Origin of the sequence: Rhodococcus sp. IEGM 1381 (genome assembly GCF_030056795.1) — a bacterium.
Classification (GTDB): Bacteria; Actinomycetota; Actinomycetes; order Mycobacteriales; family Mycobacteriaceae; genus Rhodococcoides.
Window position 1 is genome coordinate 2034037 of record NZ_JASHKQ010000001.1, and the last position, 22995, is coordinate 2057031.

Below are 22995 nucleotides of genomic sequence, written 5' to 3' on the forward strand. Positions count from 1 at the left end.
TATACACTGCACTGCAAATTCGTCTTTGATCCTATACCGATTCGGTTCTAGCGTCGTCGGCATGACGTCCACCGATTCTGTTCACATGCAGCAGCGATCTCTGCTGTCGCCCCCTGTCCTGTTGCTCGCCGCCGTCGCATTCGTGATCGGAACAGCGGAGTTCGTGGCCATCGGACTCGTTCCTCAGCTGGCCCGGGATCTGGAGACCACCGTCGGTGCCGCCGGGCTCACCGTCACTCTGTATGCGCTCTCCGTCGGAATTCTCGCCATCCCACTGGGCCTCTCACTGGCTCATCGTCACCCGCGCGCACTGCTGACCGCGCTGCTGGTCGTCTTCGCGGCGGCGAACCTGGTTGCCGCCGCAGCGCCCGGACTTCCGGTGCTTCTGATCGGGCGCATCGCGTCCGCGGCGACGCAGGGAGTCGCGCTCGGCGTGGCCGTCAGCACCGTCACCACCTTCGTCTCCCCGGAGGCGCGAGGAAAGGCCGTGTCTCTGGTCTTCGGGGGTCTGATGAGCGCGATGTTCCTCGGGGCACCGATCGGCACGTATCTCGGCGGGGTCGCCGGGTGGCGTGCAGTGTTCGTGGCGCTGGCGGCGCTCGGAGCGGTGCTGGCAGTGGGTCTGTGGACCGTTCTGCCGCGTCGAATCGAGGGGACGGGAGTACGTGGGGGCATCCACCAGCTGCGGGTGGTCGCCGTGCCCGGCGTGCTCGGCTTGCTGGGAGTGGCCGTCGGAATTCTGCTCGTGTCCAACTTCTTCTTCCCCTACCTCGGGGTCTACCTCGAGCAGTCGGCCGGAATGGGTTCCGGCGGCATTTCGGTGGGGCTGGGGGTATTCGGCGTAGCGGGATTGCTGGGCAATGCCATCGGGGGCTACCTGGGCGGACGCGCCGATACGTTCTGGGTGACCGTGCTCGCCGTGATTGCGATGTCGGCGGTGGCCGCGCTTGCGCTGTCCGGTGGGGCCGCGGCGGTGGTGTTTCCCGCGCTGGCGGTGTGGGGTGCCGCGCAGATGGCCGCGCTTCCGATCGTGACCACCGCGGTCGTGGCGCTGGGCGGCGGGTTCGCGGCGACGCTCAACGTCGCGCTGGTGAACCTCGCCATCGCTGCAGGCGGATTCGTCGGTGGCACCTTCGCAGCCTCCGCGATCGATCTGCTGCCATGGCTGAGCGTCGGCGGCTTCGTGCTGGTCGTCGCGGCACTGGCGGCTCGACACCTGAGAGCGACCGGAGCATCCGCTGTACGTGCAGAAGTTGGTTAGCAATCAAAAGGGGCTGACGGTATGGTTGATCCATCGACGATCCACTTGCCCGTCGGGCCGGTAGATTGACGGGCGATATCCTCGAACGGACCGGTTCCGAGCACAGGATCTGCCCCTGCAACGTCTCTTGGGAGTGTGAATGTCGTTCGAGATCGTCGACCTCCCCGAGACGTGGGTTGCCGGTCTACCAGTTCGCAGCCCCAAACGGGCACTCGGCAGGCTCGACGACCCCGCTTTGGATCAGGCCTGGTCTGCGGTGCTCAATCAGGACACATCGGGTCCGTTGGCTTCGATCTATACCGACTTCGCCCCCGGTATCGGCTCTTACAACACACAAATAGTCGGTTATCTGTGTTCCTCTCTCAGCCAAGTTGCGCGTGGACATCTCGTCGCGAAAGTTCCTGCCGCGAAATATGCACGATTTTCTGCAGTGGGGTATTTCCCCGAGGTTCTCACTCGACTGTGGACTCAGATCGATCATGCGGAGGAGCAGGGTGAGATAGTGCGGTCGTTCACCGGCGATTACGAGTGTTATCCGCATGCATACAAAATCGATCTCTATCTGGCGATCACTATGCCCGGTGGTTCGTCGTGAGCTTCAGGGTGACAGCGCGCAGTGCGGAACTGTTCAGCGGATTGGTTGCGCCGAGAGTGGAAGCCGGTGCCGAATCCAGTGGTAGCGAATGGATGCGATTCTTGCGAGATCGCGTGCGCGAGAAGCACATCGGTGCGAATCAAGTGTCCACTGTGTATGTGCCGGATCCGCACGGCACGGTCAATGCAGTCGTCGCCGTTTCGGTGGATTCTCCCGCCGACGTCGACGCGGGGGATGTATTCGTTTCAATACCGACCGGTGTGTTTGCAGTATTCATGCCGAGTGGTTCTTTGGCGGACCCTATCGAGGACGTGTGGGCTCAGGTCGACGACTGTGTGGCGTCCGGGGCAATTTTTCGGGCGTACAAAGAGGAAGTGGAAGTCGTTACAAAATCCGGAGAAGTGGAACTTTTCATTTCAATTGTTTTGTAAACGGAACCTTCTTCACGCAATTGTCACTTTCGAATCACAAAGTCAGCATCGAACCGGTTACTATTACCGAGCGCAGTCGGCCCGATGGGGCGTCGTCAATTCGGCCCTCACGCCGTCGGTCGACGGGCAGGCAGCGTGGACAGGGCGTCGATGTCATCGCAAGGTCGACAGAGCAGGGGTGCAGCAACATGGTGAGACAACTCAGAGCAGAAGCAACGCGCGCAGCCGCACTACGCGCCGCGGCAGATCTCTTTCTCGAGGTGGGGCACGCAAATGCCACGCTCAGTCAGGTTTCTGCGCAATCCGGCGTGACCAAGGGAGCGTTGTACTTCCACTTCGCGTCCAAGGAAGAGCTGGCCCGCGCGATCGTCGACGAAGGCCACGAGCGGGTGTCCACCGCGTGTGCAGGCCTGGTCGACAGTCGCAGCCCGGCGCTCGAATCCGTCATCGGCATCTCGTATTCCGTGCTCGAGCTCGCGGCCTCGGATCCTTTGGTTCGAGTCATGTACCGGTTGCAGATGGAGATCGACGGTTCCGACACCGCGCGTGGCAGTGTGTTCGGCACTTGGGGAAACATCTTCGAGCATCTCTTCGAGCGGGCGATCGAGCACGGCGACGTTGCCGATCATCTGGACGCGGGCAACGCGGCACTCCTGGTGTGCGAAATGCTCGCCGGAGTCCTGATGGTGTCCGAGGCGCAGTCGCGTCTCGAAGACGCGCCCTCACGGATGGAAAAGGTATGGAACACCGTGCTTCCATCGCTCGTGCCCGCCGACAAGCTCGCCTACTTCCGTGAATTCGCAGCACGGAGTCTGTCCAGTTTCGTGCGCGAGAACATCACTTCTGCATCCGTCACCGTCTGAGAAGTTTCGTACCGAGAGATTCGTGATCGGGTAGTGCTTGCCGGGCTTCTGCACACCGGGCACACTGTGTGACATGGAACACACTGCCCAGAATACGAGAATGTCGGACAACGAATTGCGGAAAGCGATCGGCACCTTGCAACAGCGCGCGGACGACGCGCGCAAACGCGGTGCGGACGACGACGCTGCGCGTATCGAGCACACCATTGCCGACTACCGAGACGAGATGTCGCAAAGATTGTGACAACCCTGTCGGTCGTCACCGCGTAGGGTCGAAACCGAACTGCACGTGGCAACCGGTGGGGGATACAGGCTTCGATGGCTACTTACGATCTGCGCGGCAAAAAGACGTTGATCACGGGCGCGGGCAGCGGAATCGGTCGGGCGACGGCCATCGCTGCGGCAGGGGTGGGAGCGGAGCTCTTCCTCACCGATATCAACGGCCCAGGATTGGCCGAGACGGTGGACATGGTCGGCCGCGCGGGCGGTACCGTCAGCCATTCGTTGCCGTTCGATGTGTCCGATTTCGATGCGGTCACCGCGTTCGCGGACGACATCCATGCCGAGTTCGGCAGCCTCGACGTGGTGATGAACGTTGCCGGCATCTCGGCGTGGGGAACCGTCGAGAACCTGGAGCACCGGCACTGGAAGTCGATGGTCGACGTCAATCTCATGGGGCCGATTCACATCATCGAGAAGTTTCTGCCGCCGATGGTCGAGGCCGGACGCGGCGGTCATCTGGTCAACGTCTCGTCCGCGGCCGGTTTGATTCCTCTCCCGTGGCACGCTGCGTACAGCGCAAGCAAGTACGGCCTGCGCGGAGTGTCCGAGGTGCTCAAGTACGACCTCAAGCGCCATGGAATCGGTGTCAGCCTGGTGGTGCCGGGCGGCGTCAAAACCGGTCTGGTGGACACACTTCAGATTGCCGGCGTCGATCGGGACGATCCGCGTGTGCAGAAGTTGCAGCATAGGTTCGAGAAGCGCGCCGTCGAACCGTCCGTGGTCGCCGATGCCATTCTCGCCGGAATCGCCAAACGCAAGTACCTCGTGTACTCCTCCAACGACATCAGGTTCGGCTACTGGATGGCCCGCAAATTCTCGCCGCCCTACGAATTCGTCCTGCAGCGCGCCAACGATCAATTCTCGAAATTGTTGGTGCCGCGTCGCGTGGAGGGGTCGTCGAAATCGACATCCAGCGTGCGTGCACCCGGGCCCGAATGAGACAGCTCGTCGTGCGGATTGGCCAGAGCGCAGCCGGCAAGAGATAGACATCCGCAGCCGATACACCCGGTGAGGTTGTCTCGCAGTCTGGTCAATTGTTCTATCCGAGAATCGAGTTCGCGATGCCACCGCGTCGAGAGGCGGGCCCAGTCCTCACGCGTCGGCGTCCGCTCGTCCGGAAGCTCGCTGAGTGCCTGCCGAATCTCGGCCAGCGGAATTCCGACCTTCTGTGAGATACGGATGAATGCGACGCGCCGCAAAGTCTCGCGGTGGAATCTGCGCTGATTGCCCGTGGTTCGGCGGCTGGTGATCAGCCCCTGTTTCTCGTAGAAGTGGAGCGCAGACACGGCAACTCCACTGCGCTCGGAGAGTTGGCCTGGAGTCAGCTCACGAACGTTCCACTCGGGCATCGGCACGACCTCGACATTACTTCAGGTGTTGCCTGCCTGGGGCGCGAGCTGTCCACCGAGGCCATGAGGATCGAAGGCGCGGGGTGGGGGCGTCAGAGAACGGTGTGCACCTTGTCGGCGGGTCGCGCCAGCACGGTTCCCTTCTCCGTCACCACAATCGGGCGTTCGATCAGAATCGGGTGCTCGATCATCGCGGCGATCAACGCATCGTCGTCCGCGGATCCGAGGCCCAGTTCCTTGTAGATGCTCTCGCGGGTACGAACGGCCTGCCGGGGTTCGAGACCGGCGTCGGCGAGCAGGGTGCGTAGCTCGTGCTCGGTGGGCGGTGACTCGAGGTATCGGATCACTCGCGGGGTGACGCCCGCTTCCTCGATCAATTTCAACGCGGTGCGAGAGGTATTGCACCGCGGATTGTGATAGATGGTCGCGGTAGCGGTCATGTTTGCAATCTTGCCACGCGGGTAGCCCGCCGACAGATTCACGCCAGGAACGGGAGTTGTTTTTCATGACCGACAAGCGGATTGTCATTGCAGGTGGGCACGGTCAGATCGCCCAGCATCTGACGCAGGTGTTGACGGCGCACGGAGATCGCGCGGTGTCGTTGATTCGCAACGGCGACCACGTCGATGCCGTCACAGCACTCGGCGCGCTGCCGCAGGTGATCGATCTAGAGTCTGCGTCCGTCGACGAGTTGGCGGCAGTACTCGACGGTGCCGACGGAGTGGTGTTCGCGGCCGGTGCCGGACCCAACAGCGGTCCGGAGCGTAAGGACACCGTCGACCGCGCGGGTGCGGTCCTGCTGGCCGACGCGGCCGAGAAGGCCGGTGTTCGCCGGTACGTGCTGATCAGCTCGTTCGGTGCGGGAGAGCCGGTGGCAGAGGACTTGGATGATGGCTGGAAGGCCTACATCAACGCCAAAACAGCTGCCGAAGAGAATGTTTCGGCGAGATCGGGCCTCGACTGGACCATTCTGCGTCCGGGCAAACTGACGGACGAGGACCCCACGCACTCGGTATCGCTCACCGAGCCGCCCCTCGAATTGGGTGAGGTGACGCGCGCCGATGTGGCCGCCGTGATCGCGCAGCTGCTCGATACCGGCGGAGCAGTGCACAAGACTCTGATGTTGACGTCCGGTTCGACGTCCATCGTCGACGCAGTCGACGCGCTCGGTTAAGGCACGGACTGTGCGCGTTCATATCGATTCGTCGAATACGACACCGGTGTTCGAGCAGTTGAGGATGCAAATTCTCGGGCTGGTGCGGTCGGGAGATCTCATTGCCGGTACCAAGATTCCGACGGTTCGCGGTCTCGCCGAGGAGCTGAAGATCGCACCGAACACGGTAGCGAAGACGTACCGAGAGCTCGAACAGCAGGGCGTCATCGAGACGCGCGGACGGTCGGGTTCGTTCGTCGCTTCGGGCGGCGATCCCTCGCGCGATATCGCGGCCCGAGCGGCGACGGAATTCGTCAAAACGGTCCGGTCCATCGGTTTGGAAGACGACCAGGCTCGATCGTTCCTGGAAGCCGCGCTCAAGGGTGCAAACGACCGCTAAGTTGACGCTTCAACATACTTCTGACATGGTGGTTCGGCCCATGTAGTCGTGTCAGAAGGATGCTCATGAACTCCACCCTCGTCCGCGACGCCGTCGCCCTCGTAGCCCGCATCGGTCTGGGAGTCGTCTTCATCGCTCACGGCTGGCAGAAGCTGAACACCTACGGCCTCGACGGTGCCGCGGCCAGTTTCGAGATGATGAACATTCCGCTCCCCACGGCGTCCGCGTACTTCGCCACGTTCGTGGAACTCATCGGCGGAGGCGCGCTCGTGTTGGGAATCTTCACCCCTATCGCCGGCCTGCTGCTGTTCCTCGACATGCTCGGGGCTGCAATCTTCGTCCACTTCGAGCACGGTGTGTTCGCAACGGACAACGGCTACGAACTCGTCGTCGCCCTCGGTGTCGGCGCGCTGCTGTTGGCCTCGTTCGGTGCAGGCCGCATCAGCATCGACGGACTCACCAAAGGCAAGACAGCACTGCTCGCCTAGTCGATCAACGCCAACTCGGCAGCCACAGCTGTTGCTGCCACATCTGCGGCGAGATGGGCATCGCGGTGAGGATCGGCCACAGCCAGACGAAATTCGCGATCACCACGGCGAGGTACAGGGCGACCAGTAGTAGCCCGGTACCTCGCCGTTCCGCTGACGCCGTCGCCTTGCCGATGATGTCGCCCAGCACCAACGCGAAGCCCATCACCATGAACGGGGCGAGCGCCACCGCGTAGAAGTAGTACATCTGCCGGTCCAGCGTGGTGAACCAGGGCAGCAGCGCTGCGGAGTAGCCGACCAGCACTGCGGCATAACGCCAGTCGCGCCTGACGGCCACCGACCAGATCGTCCAGGCCAGCATCGGCAACGCCAGCCACCACATCGCGGGTGTGCCGATCAGCATGATCGCCTTCACGCACGAGGACGCCGAGCAGCCGGATACGTTCTCACCGTCGGCGAAGTAGTAGAGCATCGGACGCAGGCCCATCGGCCACGTCCACGGCTTCGACTCCCACGGATGCCGATTGCCGGCCGAATTGGTTAGGCCCTCATGGAATTTCAGCACGCTACCGCTGTAGAACCAGAGGGAGCGCAGCGCACCGGGGACGAACGAGAACGGACCTCCGGCACCGATGCCGCTGCCGACCTCGTGGCGGTAGACGCCGGTCTCGGAGGTGAGCCATGCCCACCACGTCATCAGATACACCGCAATGGGGACGATCACCAGCGCATACAGCGCGGGCCCGATGTCTCGCAGTGCCGCACCCCGCCATGGACGCTCGACGCCGTACGAGCGGCGGGCGGCCAGATCGAATGCCACACTCAGCAATCCGAAGAACGCAATGAAGTACAGACCGGACCACTTGGTGCCGCAGGCGAGCCCCAGCATGATTCCGGCTCCGAATCGCCACCATCGCACACCCATTCGCGGACCGAGCGCACTCGCGTCCATGCGGCCCTCGTCGCGCACTCGCGACAGCCGTTGTCGCATGTCGTCGCGGTCGACGATCAGGCAACCCAGTGCCGCGGTGACGAACAGCGCGAGAAAGATGTCCAGCATGCCGATCCGACTGCTGACGAAGGTCACTCCGTCGACGATCAGCAGAATGCCAGCGATGGCACCGACCAGCGTCGATCGTGCGAGGCGTCGCACGATCCGAATCACCAACAGCACCAACAGGGTTCCGGCCACGGCCGACGAGAAACGCCAACCCCACCCGTTGTAACCGAACAGCGCTTCCCCGACGGCGATCAGCTGCTTGCCGACCGGTGGATGCACCACCAGGCCGTACGCCGGATTGTCCTCGAGCCCGCCGCCGGTGAGTACCTGGTAGCCCTGCGGGGCATAGTGCTTTTCGTCGAAGACCGGGGTTCCCGCGTCGGTGGGGTAGCGCAGCATCGTGAATCGCGTGATCGCGCAGACGACGGTGATGACGAGGGTGACGATCCAGCCGCGTCTGGCATCGGTGTCGTGGAACCAGTCGCGCGCGGCAACCGTGGGCCCGGGACTGACCATCGACCGGTCGCCGGAGCGCTCAGAGGTCAGCAAGGTCACGTACCGATCGTAGGCGTTGATCCGCGGTGCGTGACAGGCCACTGCGCTGCATGCGGGACACTGGAGGCATGCTCATCCTTGCCGCCACCCCGATGGGCGACGTCGGTGATGCCTCGCAGCGCCTGCGTGATGCCCTCGGCAGTGCCGATGTCGTCGCCGCCGAGGACACCCGGCGCACCAAACAACTCGCGTCCTCGCTCGGCGTGGTGATCGCAGGACGGGTGGTCAGTTTCTACGACCAGGTCGAGACGGCTCGCCTGCCGGCGCTGGTCGAGGCCGTGGCCGAGGGCAAGATGGTTCTGCTGGTGACCGACGCCGGGATGCCGTCGGTGAGCGATCCCGGCTACCGCCTCGTGGCCGCGTGCGTCGATGCGGATCTGCCGGTGACCTGTCTGCCCGGTCCGTCGGCCGTCACGACTGCGCTCGCGTTGTCCGGTCTGCCGGTCGAACGGTTCTGCTTCGACGGGTTCGCGCCGCGTAAGCAGGGCCAGCGGCGCACCTACTTCCAGTCGGTGCTCGCCGAACCGCGGGCCATCGTCTTCTTCGAGGCCCCGCATCGCCTCGTCGCGTGTCTCGAAGACGCCGTGCACGTACTCGGTCCCGATCGCCGCGCCGCGGTGTGCCGAGAGCTCACCAAGACCTACGAGGAGGTCCGACGCGGCGGCCTGGGGGAGTTGCTCGACTGGGCGAGGGGCGGGGTGCGCGGCGAGATCACCGTCGTACTCGAAGGAGCGGTCGCCGTCGCCGAGGAGCCCGAGGATCTCGTGGCCGACGTGGAAACGCTGGTGGCGTCGGGCATGCGGTTGAAAGACGCCTGCGCCCAGGTGGCGGTCGACGGCGTCTCCAAGCGTGAGGTCTACGAGGCCGTTCTCGCTGCGCGGAAAGAGCAGTAGCGGGTCAGCCCACCACTTGCTGACGCAGACCCTCGGTGGCTGCCTCGAGGATCGTCTTGGTTCCCTTCTTCACCAGGAAGCCTGGTAGCGGAATCTTCGGATCGACCGTCAGCTCGAACTCGACATGGGTGCCGTTGTCCTTGGGCGTCAACGTGTACCGGCCGTCCTGGGCCTTCTGCTGAGTGCTTTCCACCAAGGTCCACGACACTTCGTTCTCGCTCCAGGTGTACTCGACCAACTGCTCGTCGTTGACGCCGATGATCGAGACGTTCATCTTGACGTGTTTCGGCCGACCGTCGTCGAAGCGATCGACCACCTCGCACTTCTTGTGCACCGGAGACCATGAGGGGATGCCTTCGACGTCCGCGAGGACGTCGAGAATTGTCGCTGCGTCGGCGTCGATATCGATGGACTTGTTCACTGTGACTGCCATGGGGAGAAGGTATCTCAGCTTTCTGTACGGGGGCTGACGTTCCGAGCGAACTCGCCGATGGCGTGTAGCGCGCGTCGGGCTTCGGGGACGAAATCGGCTGCCTGGAACACGTGGACCTGGTCCTCGTACACCTGAAGTTCGCAGTCGACTCCGGCGACCGCGAGGCGCTGAGCCATGAGTTCGGAGTCGGCATAGACCATTTCGGTCGAACCGACCTGAATCAACACCGGCGGCAGGCCGGTGAGATCTCCGTCGACGGGCGAGACCCGCGGGCCCTGTTGGCCCTCGACGACGATGCGCGCGTCGACGCGATCGGCCAGTGCGGTCAGTGCGGGAACTGCGTTGGACGGAAAGACCGAACACTTCGACGCGTTCTCGTGGTCGAGTTTGCGGGAGGGGTCCATATCGGTCAGGGGAGACATGGTGAAGAGTCCGGCGGGTGCGGGCAAGCCGACGGTGCGTAGCGCCAGGGTGACCATGAACGCGAGATACCCACCGGCCGAGTCGCCGCCGAGGATGATCTGCTCTGGGCGGTAGCCGGAATCGAGAAGGAAACGGTACGCGTCGACGCCGTCCTCGACAGCGTGGCTGATCGGATTGCGCGGCATCATGCGGTAGTCGACCGAGAGAACCGAGCCGTCGACGTGCTTGGAGACCCGTGAGGTCATCCGGCGGTGGGTGCGCAGGCCGCAGCAGACGAAGGCGCCGCCGTGCAGATAGAGGACCACGCGATCGGTGCCGGTGCCCTCGGCGCGGATCCACTCGGCCTCGCATTCGGCGAGCATGACGCGACTGCGTGTGGTGCCGCTGATCTGCGGGACGAGCAGTCCGGCGTAATCGACCAGCCCCATCGGCCACGGAAGCGAGGGAGCCTGCGCCCACACGGTCAGAAACGGGCGGACGGTGAACTGCAGGTACTTGGACAGGATCCGCGACTGCAGGCTCGCGCCACGGATGTCGCGTCGGCGTGCGGTGGCCGCCGGGTCGGTCGATTTCACTACGGTGAGCGCCGGATTCATAACCGTCGCCTCCATCCCCGTTGTCGTTGCGCGGCGCGTGTGCGCCGTGCGTTGGAACCCCGCTCTATTTGGAACCCCTGGTAACGGACAATAGCGGGTAGCTTTTCGTGACCCGACGTAAGGTCGTGTTCTGAGTCACATTCGGTGCCGTACCGTGACCGAAAACAAATGGAAAAGGGACAGCTCATGGCACTCATGCCCATCACCGAATCGATGTTTCTGATCGCCGAGTCACGGGAGCACCCGATGCACGTGGGCGGGCTGGAGTTGTTCGTCCCGCCGGGCGATCCACACGAGTTCGCCGAGGAAGTGCACCGCAAGTTCACCACCGGTGAGGTGCACGAGCTCTTCCGAAAGCGCCCAGCGCGGCCCGTACAGATCATGGGCAATCTGGCCTGGGCCTTCGACCCGGATGTCGACTTCGAGTACCACGTTCGCCGCACGGTCCTTCCGGCACCCGGACGAATTCGCGAGCTGTTCCAGTTCCTGTCCCTCAACCACAGTGCACCGCTGGATCGCTATCGGCCGATGTGGGAGCTGCATATCATCGAGGGCTTGGCCGACGGTCGAGTTGCGTTGTACACCAAGGTGCATCACTCGTTGGTCGACGGTGTGAGCGCGTTGAAGCTGATGCAGCGGACTCTCAGTACCGACCCGGACGATCGGAGCGGCGTCGCCACGTGGGACCCGTCGTTGTTCCGTAAGCGCAAGAAGCAGGTCGTCACCGAGCAGCCGGGGCGGTTGGCGCAGCTGGGTAGCGGGCTCTCGGCGGGACGCAAGATCGTCGGTGATTTGGTCGACTTCGCCCCCGCAACAGCTCGAATCGGGTTGCGTGCGTTGAAGAAAGAAGGGGCACAGCTGCCGCTGCAAGCGCCGCGGACGATGTTCAACGTGCCGATCGGTGGAGCCCGCCGCTTCGCCGCCGAGAGTTGGTCGATCGAGCGCATTCGCACGGTCGGCACAGCGCTCGACGCCACGCTCAACGACATGGTGCTCGCGATGTGCGCCGGAGCTCTGCGCGCATATCTCATCGATCAGAACGCGTTGCCCGAGGAGCCTTTGATCGCGATGGTCCCGGTGTCGCTGCGCAAGGAGGGGGACGGCAAGGACGCCGGAAACTCGGTGACGACCATCCTGTGCAATCTGGCCACCGACGAATCGGATCCGATCGTGAGGCTGGAGCGGATCAAGGATTCGACCGTCAAGGGCAAGCAGATGATGAGCGAGCTCAACACCCTCGAAGCGCTCGCCGTCGGCGCAATCATCATGGCCCCGTTGCTGTTCGGTCCGGTGCCGGGATTCGTCGATTACACCCCGCCGCCGTTCAACGTCATCATCTCCAACGTGCCCGGGTCCAAGGAAGAGCTGTACTGGAACGGCGCGAAACTGGACGGCATGTACCCGGCGTCGATCGTGGCCGACGGGCTGGCGCTCAACATCACCGTCGCCAGCAACGGTGACTCGTTGAACTTCGGACTCATCGGGTGTCGACGCAGTGTGCCGCACCTGCAGCGCATGCTGACGCACCTGGAGAACACGTTGGAGGAGTTGGAGAAGACCTTGTGAGAGCGGCTTCGCCGCATGTGAGTGGAAGTTCGTAGTGGGGGTCGAAGTTCCGCTCACATGCGCGCAGCGCTCTACTCGTACTTGGGGAACACCGGCGTCGGGGTCGGTAGTGCCGAGCCGGGTACCGAACGTGTTGCCACATTGGCAAATTCGCGGTTCGCTGCACCGAGCAGGTCGAGGATGCGCGACGCGGAATCGGGCATGACGGGCTGGGCCAGGATGCTCACGATGCGCAGCACCTCGATCGTCACGTACAGCACGGTGGCCATGCGATCGGGGTCGGTCTTGCGTAGCACCCAGGGCTGCTGCAGTGAGAAGTAGCGGTTGGTCTCACCGAGTACCGACCAGATCGCCTCGAGCGCGGAATGTATTGCCTGCACGTCGAACTCGCGTCGGCAGATCTCCAGCAGCGCGTCCGCGCGGGCCAGCATCGCCTCGTCCTCGGCGGTGAACTCACCCGGGGTCGGGAGCGCGCCGTCGAGGTTCTTGGCGACCATCGTCAGCGATCGCTGCGCGAGGTTGCCGAGTTCGTTGGACAGATCGGCATTGACGCGGGCCACGATGGCCTCGTGGCTGTAGCTACCGTCCTGACCGAACGAGACCTCGCGCAGGAAGAAGAAGCGCACCGGATCGAGGCCGTAGTTCTCCACCAACGACTGCGGATCCAGCACGTTGCCGAGAGACTTGGACATCTTCTCGCCCTTGACGTTCAGGAACCCGTGCACGAACACCCGCTTGGGTAGCTCGATACCCGCAGACATCAGGAACGCAGGCCAGTAGACGGTGTGGAAGCGCGTGATGTCCTTGCCGATGATGTGCAGATCGGCCGGCCAGAACTTCCGGTACGCCTCGGATTCCGTCTCGGGATAGCCGGCACCGGTGAGGTAGTTGGTCAACGCGTCGACCCAGACGTACATCACGTGCGCGGGATCGCCGGGAACAGGTACACCCCAGTCGAACGTGGTTCGGGAGATCGACAGGTCCCGTAGACCGCCCTTGACGAAATTCACGATCTCGTTTCGGCGCGTGTTGGGCGCAATGAAGTCCGGCGACGCGTCGTACAGCGCGAGGAGCTTGTCCTGGTAGTTCGAGAGCCGGAAGAAGTACGACGGTTCCTCGGTCCACTCGACGGGAGTGTTGGTCTCCGTCGCGACGCGGGAGCCGTCCTCGGCGAGGGTGGTTTCGGCCTCGGTGTAGAACGCCTCGTCGCGTACCGAGTACCAGCCGGAGAACGCGTCGAGATAGATGTCTCCGTTCGCTTCCATCCGTCGCCACAGTTCCTGGCTCGCGGCGTGGTGGTCGGCGTCGGTGGTGCGGATGAAGCGTCCATACGAGATCTTCAGCAGATCCTGCGCAGTCTGGAACGCGTCGGAGTTGCGTGCTGCCAAGTCGCGGACGTCGATGCCCTCGGTCTGGGCGGTCTGCTGCATCTTGAGCCCGTGCTCGTCGGTTCCCGTCAGGAATCGCACGTCGTAACCGTCGAGGCGCTTGAAGCGCGCGATGGCGTCGGTGGCGATGTACTCGTAGGCGTGCCCGATGTGGGGAGCGCCGTTGGGGTACGCGATCGCCGTGGTGACGTAGAAGGGTGGCCGTGAGGCATCAGCTGGCGCAGTCATGGTGCGCCTACTCTAACGATCGTGAGTAGAGAACGTCCCGCACCACCGTTGCCCGAGCCCGTCGGCACCCTCGTCGACGCGCACACCCACCTCGATGCGTGCGGTGCGACCGACGCGGCGAGTGTGGCCGCGATCGTGGACAAGGCCGAGTCCGTCGGCGTCACCCGCGTGGTCACGATCGCCGACGATCTCGATGCTGCCCGCTTCGCCGTCGACGCAGCGTCCTGGGATCCGCGGGTGTGGGCCGCGGTGGCCATTCACCCCACCCGCGCGAACGTGCTCGACGACGACGCCAAGGCCGAGATCGAGCGATTGGCATCGGATCCCCGCGTGGTTGCCGTCGGTGAGACAGGGCTGGACTACTACTGGCCCGGCAAGCTCGACGGGTGCGCGACGGTGGCCGAGCAACACGAGGGGTTTCGCTGGCACATCGACCTGGCGAAGCGGCTGGGCAAACCGTTGATGATCCACAACCGTGAGGCAGACGAGGACCTGCTGGCTGTTCTGAGATCGGAGGGTGCTCCCGAGACGGTGATCTTCCACTGCTTCTCCGGAGGACCGGAGACCGCACGGGCCTGCGTCGACGCCGGGTACGTTCTCAGTTTTTCCGGAACCGTGAGTTTCAAGAACGCGCATGCCCTGCGTGAGGCCGCGGTGCTGGTGCCCGACGAGCTGGTGCTGGTGGAAACGGATGCTCCGTTCCTCACTCCACATCCGTTCCGTGGTGCCCCGAACGAGCCGTACTGTCTGCCGTACACGGCCCGGGCCTTGGCCGAGATTCGCGGCCAGCATCCGGCAGAGCTGGCGGCGCACGCCACCGCCAATGCCGAGCGGGTGTACGGCCTGTAGCAGCTGAAGTTGCGGCGTGGGTACTAATTCGTTACCGTACCGTGACCGAACTCGGCGTTTTGCGTACCGAGTCACGCTCGCAACCGCCAGGAATACGAAACTTGTCGACTATCAGACGTCTCAACTCGGCCCATTCGACCACGCTCTACCTGGTCATCGCGGCCCTGTTGATGACGCTCGTCGCCGGTGGCGTGATGGCCGTGAGCCGTCACAAGACCGTGACCATCGACGTCGACGGCGACATGATTTCGCTGAGCACGATGAAAACCGACGTCAACAGCGCCTTGGTCGACGCCGGCTACGCGCCGTCGGACAAGGATCTGGTTGTTCCCGCTCCCGATTCCGGCCTGAGCGACGGCGACACCGTGGTGCTGCGCCGCGCTCGTGAGATCACGCTGAACGTGGACGGCAAGCCCGAGGACATCTGGACCACCGCGCTGACCGTCGACGAGGCACTGCAGCAGACCGGACTGGCCGAGGACGTGCACGTATCCGCCTCGCGCTCCGAACGCTTGCCCCTCGACGGCACCGAGCTCGAAGTAGTGCTGCCCAAGAACGTCGCGCTCGTCGACGGCGGAGCGCCCGCAACTCCGGTGACCCTGGCCGCACCGACCGTGCGTGAATTCCTCGAAGCAGCGGGCAAGCCGCTGGAAGAGGCCGATACCGTCACCCCGGATCCGGACGCCACCGTCACCGACGGCGCGGAGATCGTCGTGACGCGCGATCGGACAGTCACCAAGACCGAGACCACCGACGTCGATGCTCCCGAGCAGCGCATCGAGGATCCGACGATGAACATGAGCAAGACCGTCGTCGAGAACCCCGGCGCTCCCGGTGTCTCCGACATCACCTGGAAGATCAACATGGTCAACGGTGTCGAGGTCGGCCGCGACAAGGTCGACGAAGTGGTCACGGTGCCCGCGCAGCCCAAGACCGTTCGCGTCGGAGCCAAGCCCGGCACCGAGGTGCCGCCGGTACAGGACGGGGCGATCTGGGACGCGCTTGCCCAGTGCGAGGCAACCGGCAACTGGGCAATCAACACCGGCAACGGTTTCTACGGCGGCGTGCAGTTCGACCAGAACACCTGGGAACGCCAGGGCGGCCTCAAGTACGCTCCGCGCGCCGATCTCGCTACCCGCGAGGAGCAGATCGCCATCGCATCGGTGACGCAGAAGTCCCAGGGTTGGGGCGCATGGCCGGCATGCACCTCGCGCTTGGGTTATCGCTGACTGCCTCGGGTCGTTCCGCGGGCTCCACTCCTGCCCACGTAGAGTTTCCGCCGTGTCCGAACATGTGAGGGGAGCTGCGGCTCTGCTCGGCCCCGCCGAGGTGCGCTCCCTGGCCGCCGAGCTCGATGTGCGTCCCACCAAGCAGCTCGGCCAGAACTTCGTACACGACGCCAACACCGTCCGACGCATCGTCGCCTCGGCCGGCGTCGGCCCACAGGACACGGTTCTCGAGGTCGGTCCCGGCCTCGGATCGCTGACACTCGCGCTGCTCGATGTCGCCGAGGCCGTCATCGCCGTCGAGATCGACCCCAAGCTCGCCACCCGTCTGCCGATCACGGTGGCCGACCGGGCCCCGACCCTGGCCGACCGACTGACGGTCATCGAGGCCGACGCCCTTCGTATCCGAGCCGCGGACATCGCCGGGGAGCCGACTGCCTTGGTGGCCAATCTTCCCTACAACGTCGCGGTTCCCGTGCTGATCCATCTGTTTTCGGAACTGCCGAGTCTTCGGGTGGCCGTGGTGATGGTCCAGGCCGAGGTGGCCGATCGACTGGCCGCGGTGCCGGGAAGCAAGATCTACGGCATCCCCAGCGTCAAGGCCAGATTCTTCGGCGATGTCAAAAGGGCAGGCGCAGTTGGTCGTTCGGTGTTCTGGCCGGTACCCAAAGTCGAGTCGGGCCTGGTGCGCATCGATCGGTACGCCGAGCCACCGTGGCCGACGGACGCAGCGCATCGCAAGGCTGTCTTCTCCGTGATCGATGCCGCATTCGCGCAGCGGCGCAAGACTTTACGAGCAGCCCTGGCGGGGTGGGCCGGTTCCCCGGTCGCCGCCGAACGGCGACTCCGCGCGGCCGGAATCGACCCGACGGCTCGCGGCGAGACCATCGACGCCGCAGCCTTCGTCCGTCTGGCCGCTACCGAAGCCTGACCGTCAGAACGGGTTCAGGGTCACTTCGAGTGCGCCGGACGACGTGACGCGTTGCGCATTGAGCTGCTGGATCAATGCGCCCGAGGTGAGCGTGATCGTGTATTCGACCCACCCGAGACCGGTATCGATGAACGCCTCACCCCAGGGGTAGTTGGCCGTTCGATCCTGGTGGACAACACCCGACGCTCCTGTCGTCGTGTTGCGCCACTGCACCTCGGTGTGTGATGCGAACGAGAGGAACCGCCACGTCTGGCTGTAGATCGGGTCGGTCGTCCTCGGCATCGCGTTGATCGCCAGGAAGGCGCGATACGGCCCGCCGTAGTCCGATCTCAGGCCGCTGTAACCGTTGACGTCGAGCGAATACGGCGCTTCCCAGGGATATGCGCTCGGGATCGATACGGTCGCGAGATGTGAGTGCGGTGCAGCCGCCGCCGTGCCACCCGAGACGAACAGCGCTGCCACCGCCATCGCAAGCGCCACCATTGCCGTCGTGCATCGTCTTCGCATGTCGAACCCCTGTTCGTCGACGCTTCGTCAGATGCTGAGCAATGCTATTGGCAGTCCGCGCCGTTGCGCGTCACGATTCCGTATCGAACCAAGTGGTTTGTTCATAGGTGGATGTCGGACAGGCGTGTCAGCTCGGTCCACTTCGACGCCTCGGCACGGGCCGCGGCCACCGGTGCGTAACGATCGGCATCGATCAGTCGGTCCAGTGCCAGACCCGTCGCCGACGCGATGTCGGCCACCGGAACCTGGTACGTCCGGTACGGGCCGAGGGGCGGGGGATCGGTCTCGAGTCGCAGCGGTTTGTCGAGGATCGGGTCGAGAGACGGCGACTGGTCCAGAACGTAGCCTGTGCACGCAGGACTCGAATCCTGCGACCACACAGCAATTTTGAAGAACTGTCGCGGAATGGCGATGCCTCGGTAGATCGGATCGTCGTCGGCGAAGACGCAGCCGCTGAACACCGAAAGCCGTTGGCCGTATTGCTCTGCGTACCCCAGAACGTAATCCTCGAGCCCCAGCCAGAGTGTTTTGGATTGGTTCAGCGTGGCCGTCTGCGGAGCGCACACCGTGTAGTGGAAGGTGTCCTGGTTGGCGCGTGTGGCCACAGACAGCTCACCCCACACCGGGTCTCGCCGGCGAACCAGGTGTCCGCGATCGAGGTCGTTGTTCGCGTACAGCTCGTTACCGGCCTGCTGTGACGCCGGCAGTCGGTCGTCCAATCGCCAATCGTCGCCCCGCTCGACATCCTTCAAGCTCGCGCCGTCGATGTTGACGCCGGTGACCGCGGCGAGGCGTCGGTCGGGGTCGATGGACACCGAGAAGTGCGTGTACGGAAGTACCACCACGCCCGCGCGATCGGGCAACGGAACGTCGATGTCGGACAGAAACTTCGGGTCGAAGCCGAGTGGTGACGTCATCGGTCCATTGACTCACGCGTCGGTTACCGGAGAGTGAACCGCCGCCAGGTACCGGTCGGTCAGTCTCGCGTGCCGCTCTGCCACGACTCGGCATTCCTCGCGTAGTTCCGGTGGATCGAGCACGGTGAAATCGGTGTCGAACGCCGCCAGCCACCGCGCGATCGACGGCAGCGAATCGCCCGACAGCATCACCGCACAGGTGTGCTCGTCGATGGATTCGATTGCGCCCCATTGTTCGTCGATCATCGGAGCGATGGTCTCGATCGGTGCATGCAGCGCGATCCTCGCCTGCACCGCAGTGATCGCGCGATCGATTCCCTTCGAGACGAACGCGGCCGCCCCGCCGGCGGGCAACTCTCGCGGGGTGAACCGAGGTCCCGTCGGAATCTTCGGAATCAGGCGATCCACTCGATACGATCGCCAATCCTCGCGCAGCACATCCCATCCCAGCAGATACCAGCGCGCCCCCGCCCGCACCAGGCTGTACGGCTCCACCTCACGTCTGGACTCGGAACCGTCGTGCTTGCGGTAGTCGAATCGCAGCCGCTCGTGCCCGTGACACACCGCCGCCACCGTCGACAGCACCGAGGCGTCCACCGCAGAACTCGGCGTCTGTTCCACCACATCGATTCGCAGCGCATCGAGCCGATGCTGGATGCGCGACGGCATCACCTGCCGAAGCTTCGTCAGTGCCCGTAGCGACGCCTCGCCGATGCCTGCCACCGACCCTCCGGCGGCGGATTGCAACCCGAACGCCACCGCCAGTGCCTCGTCGTCGTCGAGCAGCAGCGGCGGCATCTCGGCACCGGCGCCGAGCTGATAGCCGCCGCCGACCCCCGGCGTCGCATTGACCGGGTAACCGATATCGCGCAGCTTGTCCACATCGCGTCGTAGCGTCCGCGGGGTGACATCGAGCCGCTCCGCCAGCTCCGCACCCGCCCAGTCGCGACGGGTCTGGAGTAGGGACAGCAATCGCAGCAGCCGAGCCGAGGTTTCCTTCATGACGGAGCTTTCATGCCAACACATTGCCACGCAATGCGGACATATTCGGTCCGCATGCAAAACCCTGGTGGTGAACTCGACCGCTGTTTCTCCACTATTGTGGTTACTCGTGCTGTCTGTCGTTCCCACCCCCGTTGTCGTTCGGGCCCCGTCGAAGGTGAATTTGCATCTTTCGGTCGGTGACCTGCGACCCGATGGCTTTCACGAGTTGACGACGGTGTTCCAGGCGCTCTCGCTGTCCGACGAGCTGTCGGTGATTCCGGCCACGTCGCTCTCGGTTCGGGTGCGCGGCGACGACGCGAAGGTGGTTCCCACCGATTCACGGAATCTGGTGTGGAAGGCCGCGGTGTTGCTGGGGCGTCGAGTCGGCCGGGAGCCGTCGGTGGAGATCACTATCGACAAGGGCATTCCGGTGGCCGGAGGCATGGCAGGTGGAAGTGCCGATGCTGCCGCGACGCTGGTGGCGCTCAACGCGATGTGGCATCTGGATCTCTCTCGCGACGAGCTCGACGAGGTTGCGGCCGAACTCGGTAGCGACGTGCCGTTCTCGTTGCACGGCGGCACCGCGGTGGGAACAGGACGCGGTGAGAAGTTGCTTCCGGTGCTCTCGCGCAACAGTTTTCATTGGGTGCTGGCCTTGGCCAAGGGCGGTCTGCAAACGCCCGCGGTGTACAACGAGCTCGACGAGTTGCGGGCCAAGGGCAATCCGCCTCGTCTCGGTGGCACCGAGGACCTGATGCATGCGCTCACGTCCGGCGATGCGCGGGCACTGGCTCCGTTGCTCGGCAACGATCTGCAGGCCGCTGCGGTGTCGCTGATGCCACAGCTGCGTCGCACCCTTCGAGCGGGGGTCACGGCCGGGGCGTTGGCCGGCATCGTCTCGGGCTCGGGCCCCACGTGTGCGTTTCTGTGTGCCGACGCCGACGCGGCGGTGTCGGTGAGCGCTGAACTGTCCGGTGCCGGCGTGTGCCGCACCGTCCGTGTTGCGAGTGGGCCGGTTCCCGGCGCTCGTGTTGTCACTAATGAATCGATTGGTTTTTCCTGATGGTCAATCTCGTCAATCTCGAAAACGTCAGCAAGTCCTTCGGCGTCAAACCGCTGCTCGACGGCGTCTCCCTCGGTGTGCAGGAGGGCGAGCGCATCGGCATGGTGGGCCTCAACGGCGGTGGCAAGACCACCACGCTCGAGGTTCTGGCCGGTCTCGAACCGCCCGATTCCGGACGCGTCAGCCGAGTCAACGGCCTGCGGATGGCCGTCGTCACCCAGCGCGGTGTGCTCCCGCCCGGGTCGACCGTCGGCCAGGTGGTGCTCGACCCACTCGGAATGGCCGAGCACGAATGGGCCGGCGATTCTCGGGTGCGCAACATCCTGACGGGCATCGGCATCGCCGATCTCGGACCGGTGGGCAGCTCGGGGCTCGACGCGTCGATCGACAACCTGTCCGGCGGCGAGCGGCGTCGCGTCGCGCTGGCTGCTGCACTCGTACAGGACCTGGACTTGCTCGTGCTCGACGAGCCCACCAACCACCTGGACGTCGAAGGAGTGCAATGGCTCGCTGCGCACCTGGTTTCGCGTCGCAGCGCACTCGTCGTGGTCACTCACGATCGGTGGTTCCTCGATACCGTCGCCAATCAGACGTGGGAGGTCGTGGGCGGTGGTATCGAAACCTACGAGGGTGGCTACAACGATTGGGTCTTCGCGCGCGCCGAACGGTCCCGGCAGGCCGACGCATCCGAGGAGCGGCGTCGAAACCTCGCCCGCAAGGAACTTGCGTGGCTGCGCCGCGGCGCTCCTGCTCGAACGTCCAAGCCCAAGTACCGCATCGAGGCCGCCGAGGCATTGATCGCCGATGTACCGCCGCCTCGTGACTCCGTAGCACTGTCCTCCTTCGCTCAGCGTCGGCTGGGCAAGGTTGTCATCGAACTCGAGGACGCGCGCCTGGAAACCCCCGACGGCCGTGAGTTGGTCAAGGACTTCACGTGGCGTCTGGCGCCCGGCGAGCGCGTCGGTCTGGTCGGCGTCAACGGTTCGGGTAAGACGACGATGCTCCGCACGCTCGCCGGTGAACTGCAGCCCGCCGCGGGCAAGCGCATTCAGGGCCAGACCGTCAAGATCGGTTGGCTGAAGCAGGAATTGGACGACCTGCCCAAGAAACTGCGTGTGCTCGACGCGGTCAAGGAAGTGGCCGAGCGGATCACGTTGGGCGACAAGGAGATTTCTGCTGGGCAGCTCGCGGAGAGGCTGGGCTTCACCCCAGCCCGCCAGCGCACCCCGGTCGGAGATCTCTCCGGTGGCGAACGTCGTCGGCTGCAGTTGACGCGAGTCCTGATGGCCGAGCCGAACGTGCTGCTGCTCGACGAGCCCACCAACGACCTGGACATCGACACCCTGCAGCAGCTCGAGGACATCCTGGACGGTTGGGCGGGCACGCTCGTCGTCATCAGTCACGACCGGTACCTGATCGAGCGCATCTGTGACTCGACGTGGGCACTGTTCGGCGACGGCAAGCTCACCAACCTGCCCGGCGGCATCGAGGAGTACCTGCGCAGGCGGGCCGTCCTCGCCGCCGACGCGACGCCGGACTCGTTGACCACCGGCGTGGCACCGCGCAAGGCAACCCGTGACGCGGCCTCGGAGCGCGCAGCCCGCAAGGAACTCAGCAAGCTCGAGAAGCTCGTCCTTCGGCTCTCCAAGCGTGAGGTCGAGCTGCATGCCGAACTCGTCGACGCGTCCACCGAGCAGAGCACGCTCGTCGCTCTCGACACCGAGCTCAAGCAGGTCGTTGCGGACAAGGACGTTGCCGAGGAACGGTGGATGGAACTGGCCGCCGAGTTGGAGTAGAGCCTGCGGCATGTGAGTGGCTGAGTAATGGGTCGTTCCGCAGGCTCCACTCCTGGCCCGTCGCCCGCTACGAAGTTTCGCTCACGTGCGCGCTGCGCATACTGGAGACATGGCATCGGTGGTCGCGGAAGTACTCGGTTCGGATTTCTCCCGTCTGCATCCCAAGGTTCAATGGCGCTTCGGGTTGCAGTCCTCGGACCATCTGGCCCAATTCGGGGTGGGCGTGATGGAGGAGATGACACACTCTCGGCTGGTACCGCCGCCGTTGCTGTGGGCCGGCCGCAAGCGTGGACTCTTTCCCGCCGGTGTGGGCAAGGACGTGCCGTTCAGCATCGCCAACTATGCGTATGTCGACGAACTGGGCCGCGAGACATTGTCATTCGTGCGTCGTTTCGCCTTTGTCGGCCACCCGCAAGGGATGAACTCGGTGATGGTGTCCTCGGCGGAATCCGACGCGTATGCCCTGGACTATCTGGGGTTCTCCTCGGACATGGTGGTGCACACCAGGTGTGAGGTCGACGACGAGGGCGGGCTGATACTCGAGAGCGAAGTGCCGAGATTCCTGCTCGGCCCGCTGGCACCGAAGTTGCCGAAGGTGGCGTCGGCGCTGACGATCGGTCGGGAGTGGTGGGACGCAGCCGAGGAGCGGCATCGCATCGAGATCAAGGTTCAGAGTCCGGTGCTCGGCCAGCTGTTTCTGTATCGCGGATGGTTCACCGCGGAGGAGAGGCCGTGTCGACCTGCCGACATCCCCGGTGATGCGCGTCCGCGATCGGTGGAGTCTCGCGAATAGCGCGCTACTGTTACGCGTCGAACGA

The 22995-nt window shown here is 64.3% G+C and carries 26 protein-coding genes; 17 read left to right on the top strand and 9 right to left on the bottom strand.

Going from position 1 to position 22995, the window contains the following annotated elements:
• Positions 1-61: 61 nt before the first annotated feature.
• The 6 genes from QM797_RS09620 to QM797_RS09645 all read left to right on the top strand — a co-directional run bounded on the left by QM797_RS09620 (position 62) and on the right by QM797_RS09645 (position 4371).
• Positions 62-1261, top strand: a complete 1200-nt coding sequence (locus tag QM797_RS09620; protein ID WP_283275130.1) for an MFS transporter — start codon at positions 62-64, stop codon at positions 1259-1261.
• Between the two features lie 139 nt (positions 1262-1400).
• The gene (locus QM797_RS09625) at positions 1401-1856 is read left to right on the top strand and encodes a GyrI-like domain-containing protein (RefSeq protein ID WP_283275132.1); all 456 of its coding nucleotides are present in this window, start codon (positions 1401-1403) and stop codon (positions 1854-1856) included.
• Complete coding sequence (locus QM797_RS09630; protein ID WP_283275133.1) at positions 1853-2287, top strand: effector binding domain-containing protein; 435 nt, start codon at positions 1853-1855, stop codon at positions 2285-2287. The genes QM797_RS09625 and QM797_RS09630 overlap by 4 nt, the downstream gene beginning before the upstream one ends.
• A 188-nt stretch (positions 2288-2475) precedes the next feature.
• The gene (locus QM797_RS09635) at positions 2476-3150 is read left to right on the top strand and encodes a ScbR family autoregulator-binding transcription factor (RefSeq protein ID WP_283275135.1); all 675 of its coding nucleotides are present in this window, start codon (positions 2476-2478) and stop codon (positions 3148-3150) included.
• Positions 3151-3250: 100 nt separating this feature from the next.
• A complete protein-coding gene (locus tag QM797_RS09640) occupies positions 3251-3394 on the top strand; it encodes a hypothetical protein (RefSeq protein WP_283275136.1) in 144 nt (47 codons plus the stop codon).
• 74 nt (positions 3395-3468) lie between these two features.
• Complete coding sequence (locus QM797_RS09645; RefSeq protein ID WP_283275137.1) at positions 3469-4371, top strand: SDR family oxidoreductase; 903 nt, start codon at positions 3469-3471, stop codon at positions 4369-4371.
• Here the strand turns inward: QM797_RS09645 and soxR are convergent.
• Positions 4287-4787: a redox-sensitive transcriptional activator SoxR gene (gene soxR, locus QM797_RS09650; protein ID WP_283275139.1), complete on the bottom strand. Its 501-nt coding sequence runs from the start codon at positions 4785-4787 to the stop codon at positions 4287-4289. The genes QM797_RS09645 and soxR overlap by 85 nt on opposite strands.
• Positions 4788-4873: 86 nt before the next feature.
• Positions 4874-5221 (bottom strand): arsenate reductase (glutaredoxin), encoded by a 348-nt coding sequence (arsC, locus tag QM797_RS09655; RefSeq protein WP_283275140.1) that lies wholly within the window; start codon positions 5219-5221, stop codon positions 4874-4876.
• Between the two features lie 65 nt (positions 5222-5286).
• On the opposite strand from arsC, the gene QM797_RS09660 reads away from it, so the two are divergent.
• The 3 genes from QM797_RS09660 (at position 5287) to QM797_RS09670 (ending at position 6822) form a co-directional block, all read left to right on the top strand.
• On the top strand, positions 5287-5955 hold the full coding sequence (locus QM797_RS09660) for an SDR family oxidoreductase (RefSeq protein ID WP_283275141.1): 669 nt from the start codon (positions 5287-5289) through the stop codon (positions 5953-5955).
• Between the two features lie 10 nt (positions 5956-5965).
• Entirely contained in the window at positions 5966-6334 is a 369-nt protein-coding gene (locus QM797_RS09665) for a GntR family transcriptional regulator (RefSeq protein ID WP_283275142.1), read from the top strand.
• Between the two features lie 65 nt (positions 6335-6399).
• A complete protein-coding gene (locus tag QM797_RS09670; RefSeq protein ID WP_283275143.1) occupies positions 6400-6822 on the top strand; it encodes a DoxX family protein in 423 nt (140 codons plus the stop codon).
• A gap of 4 nt (positions 6823-6826) precedes the next feature.
• Here QM797_RS09670 and QM797_RS09675 read toward each other — a convergent pair whose 3' ends face one another.
• Positions 6827-8338, bottom strand: coding sequence for a dolichyl-phosphate-mannose--protein mannosyltransferase (locus QM797_RS09675; protein ID WP_283275340.1), 1512 nt, complete (start codon positions 8336-8338; stop codon positions 6827-6829).
• A 107-nt stretch (positions 8339-8445) separates the two neighbouring features.
• Between QM797_RS09675 and rsmI the strand changes: the two genes are divergently transcribed.
• Complete coding sequence (gene rsmI / locus QM797_RS09680; RefSeq protein WP_283275144.1) at positions 8446-9270, top strand: 16S rRNA (cytidine(1402)-2'-O)-methyltransferase; 825 nt, start codon at positions 8446-8448, stop codon at positions 9268-9270.
• 4 nt (positions 9271-9274) lie between these two features.
• Here the strand turns inward: rsmI and QM797_RS09685 are convergent, their stop codons facing one another.
• The gene (locus QM797_RS09685) at positions 9275-9703 is read right to left on the bottom strand and encodes an SRPBCC family protein (protein ID WP_283275145.1); all 429 of its coding nucleotides are present in this window, start codon (positions 9701-9703) and stop codon (positions 9275-9277) included.
• A 14-nt stretch (positions 9704-9717) separates the two neighbouring features.
• Entirely contained in the window at positions 9718-10737 is a 1020-nt protein-coding gene (locus QM797_RS09690) for an alpha/beta hydrolase (protein WP_283275146.1), read from the bottom strand.
• 171 nt (positions 10738-10908) lie between these two features.
• Between QM797_RS09690 and QM797_RS09695 the strand changes: the two genes are divergently transcribed.
• Positions 10909-12288, top strand: coding sequence for a WS/DGAT/MGAT family O-acyltransferase (locus QM797_RS09695; protein ID WP_283275147.1), 1380 nt, complete (start codon positions 10909-10911; stop codon positions 12286-12288).
• Between the two features lie 71 nt (positions 12289-12359).
• Here the strand turns inward: QM797_RS09695 and metG are convergent, their stop codons facing one another.
• Positions 12360-13904, bottom strand: coding sequence for a methionine--tRNA ligase (gene metG, locus QM797_RS09700; protein ID WP_283275148.1), 1545 nt, complete (start codon positions 13902-13904; stop codon positions 12360-12362).
• Positions 13905-13925: 21 nt separating this feature from the next.
• Here metG and QM797_RS09705 point away from each other — a divergent pair, with 21 nt between their 5' ends.
• The 3 genes from QM797_RS09705 (at position 13926) to rsmA (ending at position 16910) form a co-directional block, all read left to right on the top strand.
• A complete protein-coding gene (locus tag QM797_RS09705; RefSeq protein ID WP_283275150.1) occupies positions 13926-14753 on the top strand; it encodes a TatD family hydrolase in 828 nt (275 codons plus the stop codon).
• A gap of 101 nt (positions 14754-14854) precedes the next feature.
• Positions 14855-15982 (top strand): resuscitation-promoting factor, encoded by a 1128-nt coding sequence (locus QM797_RS09710; protein WP_283275152.1) that lies wholly within the window; start codon positions 14855-14857, stop codon positions 15980-15982.
• A gap of 52 nt (positions 15983-16034) precedes the next feature.
• Complete coding sequence (gene rsmA, locus QM797_RS09715; RefSeq protein ID WP_283275154.1) at positions 16035-16910, top strand: 16S rRNA (adenine(1518)-N(6)/adenine(1519)-N(6))-dimethyltransferase RsmA; 876 nt, start codon at positions 16035-16037, stop codon at positions 16908-16910.
• A gap of 3 nt (positions 16911-16913) precedes the next feature.
• Here rsmA and QM797_RS09720 read toward each other — a convergent pair whose 3' ends face one another.
• The 3 genes from QM797_RS09720 to QM797_RS09730 form a co-directional block, all read right to left on the bottom strand.
• Complete coding sequence (locus tag QM797_RS09720; RefSeq protein ID WP_283275155.1) at positions 16914-17417, bottom strand: hypothetical protein; 504 nt, start codon at positions 17415-17417, stop codon at positions 16914-16916.
• Positions 17418-17518: 101 nt separating this feature from the next.
• Complete coding sequence (locus QM797_RS09725) at positions 17519-18334, bottom strand: DNA/RNA non-specific endonuclease (RefSeq protein ID WP_283275156.1); 816 nt, start codon at positions 18332-18334, stop codon at positions 17519-17521.
• Between the two features lie 12 nt (positions 18335-18346).
• On the bottom strand, positions 18347-19336 hold the full coding sequence (locus tag QM797_RS09730; RefSeq protein WP_283275157.1) for a helix-turn-helix transcriptional regulator: 990 nt from the start codon (positions 19334-19336) through the stop codon (positions 18347-18349).
• 109 nt (positions 19337-19445) lie between these two features.
• On the opposite strand from QM797_RS09730, the gene QM797_RS09735 reads away from it, so the two are divergent.
• From QM797_RS09735 to QM797_RS09745, 3 genes are all read left to right on the top strand, one after another.
• The gene (locus tag QM797_RS09735) at positions 19446-20381 is read left to right on the top strand and encodes a 4-(cytidine 5'-diphospho)-2-C-methyl-D-erythritol kinase (protein ID WP_283275159.1); all 936 of its coding nucleotides are present in this window, start codon (positions 19446-19448) and stop codon (positions 20379-20381) included.
• Positions 20381-22177: an ABC-F family ATP-binding cassette domain-containing protein gene (locus QM797_RS09740; protein ID WP_283275160.1), complete on the top strand. Its 1797-nt coding sequence runs from the start codon at positions 20381-20383 to the stop codon at positions 22175-22177. Before QM797_RS09735 ends, QM797_RS09740 begins: the two co-directional genes overlap by 1 nt.
• 109 nt (positions 22178-22286) lie before the next feature.
• Positions 22287-22970 (top strand): DUF4166 domain-containing protein, encoded by a 684-nt coding sequence (locus QM797_RS09745; RefSeq protein WP_283275161.1) that lies wholly within the window; start codon positions 22287-22289, stop codon positions 22968-22970.
• Positions 22971-22995: the final 25 nt, after the last annotated feature.

Excerpts from the sequence above, each read along its gene's own strand:
- QM797_RS09620 (WP_283275130.1), top strand. The coding sequence starts at position 62 with ATGACGTCCACCGATTCTGTTCACATGCAGCAGCGATCTCTGCTGTCG.
- QM797_RS09625 (WP_283275132.1), top strand. The coding sequence starts at position 1,401 with ATGTCGTTCGAGATCGTCGACCTCCCCGAGACGTGGGTTGCCGGTCTA.
- QM797_RS09635 (WP_283275135.1), top strand. The coding sequence starts at position 2,476 with ATGGTGAGACAACTCAGAGCAGAAGCAACGCGCGCAGCCGCACTACGC.
- QM797_RS09640 (WP_283275136.1), top strand. The coding sequence starts at position 3,251 with ATGTCGGACAACGAATTGCGGAAAGCGATCGGCACCTTGCAACAGCGC.
- QM797_RS09645 (WP_283275137.1), top strand. The coding sequence starts at position 3,469 with ATGGCTACTTACGATCTGCGCGGCAAAAAGACGTTGATCACGGGCGCG.
- arsC (WP_283275140.1), bottom strand. The coding sequence starts at position 5,221 with ATGACCGCTACCGCGACCATCTATCACAATCCGCGGTGCAATACCTCT.
- QM797_RS09660 (WP_283275141.1), top strand. The coding sequence starts at position 5,287 with ATGACCGACAAGCGGATTGTCATTGCAGGTGGGCACGGTCAGATCGCC.
- QM797_RS09670 (WP_283275143.1), top strand. The coding sequence starts at position 6,400 with ATGAACTCCACCCTCGTCCGCGACGCCGTCGCCCTCGTAGCCCGCATC.
- QM797_RS09675 (WP_283275340.1), bottom strand. The coding sequence starts at position 8,338 with ATGGTCAGTCCCGGGCCCACGGTTGCCGCGCGCGACTGGTTCCACGAC.
- rsmI (WP_283275144.1), top strand. The coding sequence starts at position 8,446 with ATGCTCATCCTTGCCGCCACCCCGATGGGCGACGTCGGTGATGCCTCG.
- QM797_RS09685 (WP_283275145.1), bottom strand. The coding sequence starts at position 9,703 with ATGGCAGTCACAGTGAACAAGTCCATCGATATCGACGCCGACGCAGCG.
- QM797_RS09690 (WP_283275146.1), bottom strand. The coding sequence starts at position 10,737 with ATGGAGGCGACGGTTATGAATCCGGCGCTCACCGTAGTGAAATCGACC.
- QM797_RS09695 (WP_283275147.1), top strand. The coding sequence starts at position 10,909 with ATGGCACTCATGCCCATCACCGAATCGATGTTTCTGATCGCCGAGTCA.
- metG (WP_283275148.1), bottom strand. The coding sequence starts at position 13,904 with ATGACTGCGCCAGCTGATGCCTCACGGCCACCCTTCTACGTCACCACG.
- QM797_RS09720 (WP_283275155.1), bottom strand. The coding sequence starts at position 17,417 with ATGCGAAGACGATGCACGACGGCAATGGTGGCGCTTGCGATGGCGGTG.
- QM797_RS09725 (WP_283275156.1), bottom strand. The coding sequence starts at position 18,334 with ATGACGTCACCACTCGGCTTCGACCCGAAGTTTCTGTCCGACATCGAC.
- QM797_RS09730 (WP_283275157.1), bottom strand. The coding sequence starts at position 19,336 with ATGAAGGAAACCTCGGCTCGGCTGCTGCGATTGCTGTCCCTACTCCAG.
- QM797_RS09740 (WP_283275160.1), top strand. The coding sequence starts at position 20,381 with ATGGTCAATCTCGTCAATCTCGAAAACGTCAGCAAGTCCTTCGGCGTC.
- QM797_RS09745 (WP_283275161.1), top strand. The coding sequence starts at position 22,287 with ATGGCATCGGTGGTCGCGGAAGTACTCGGTTCGGATTTCTCCCGTCTG.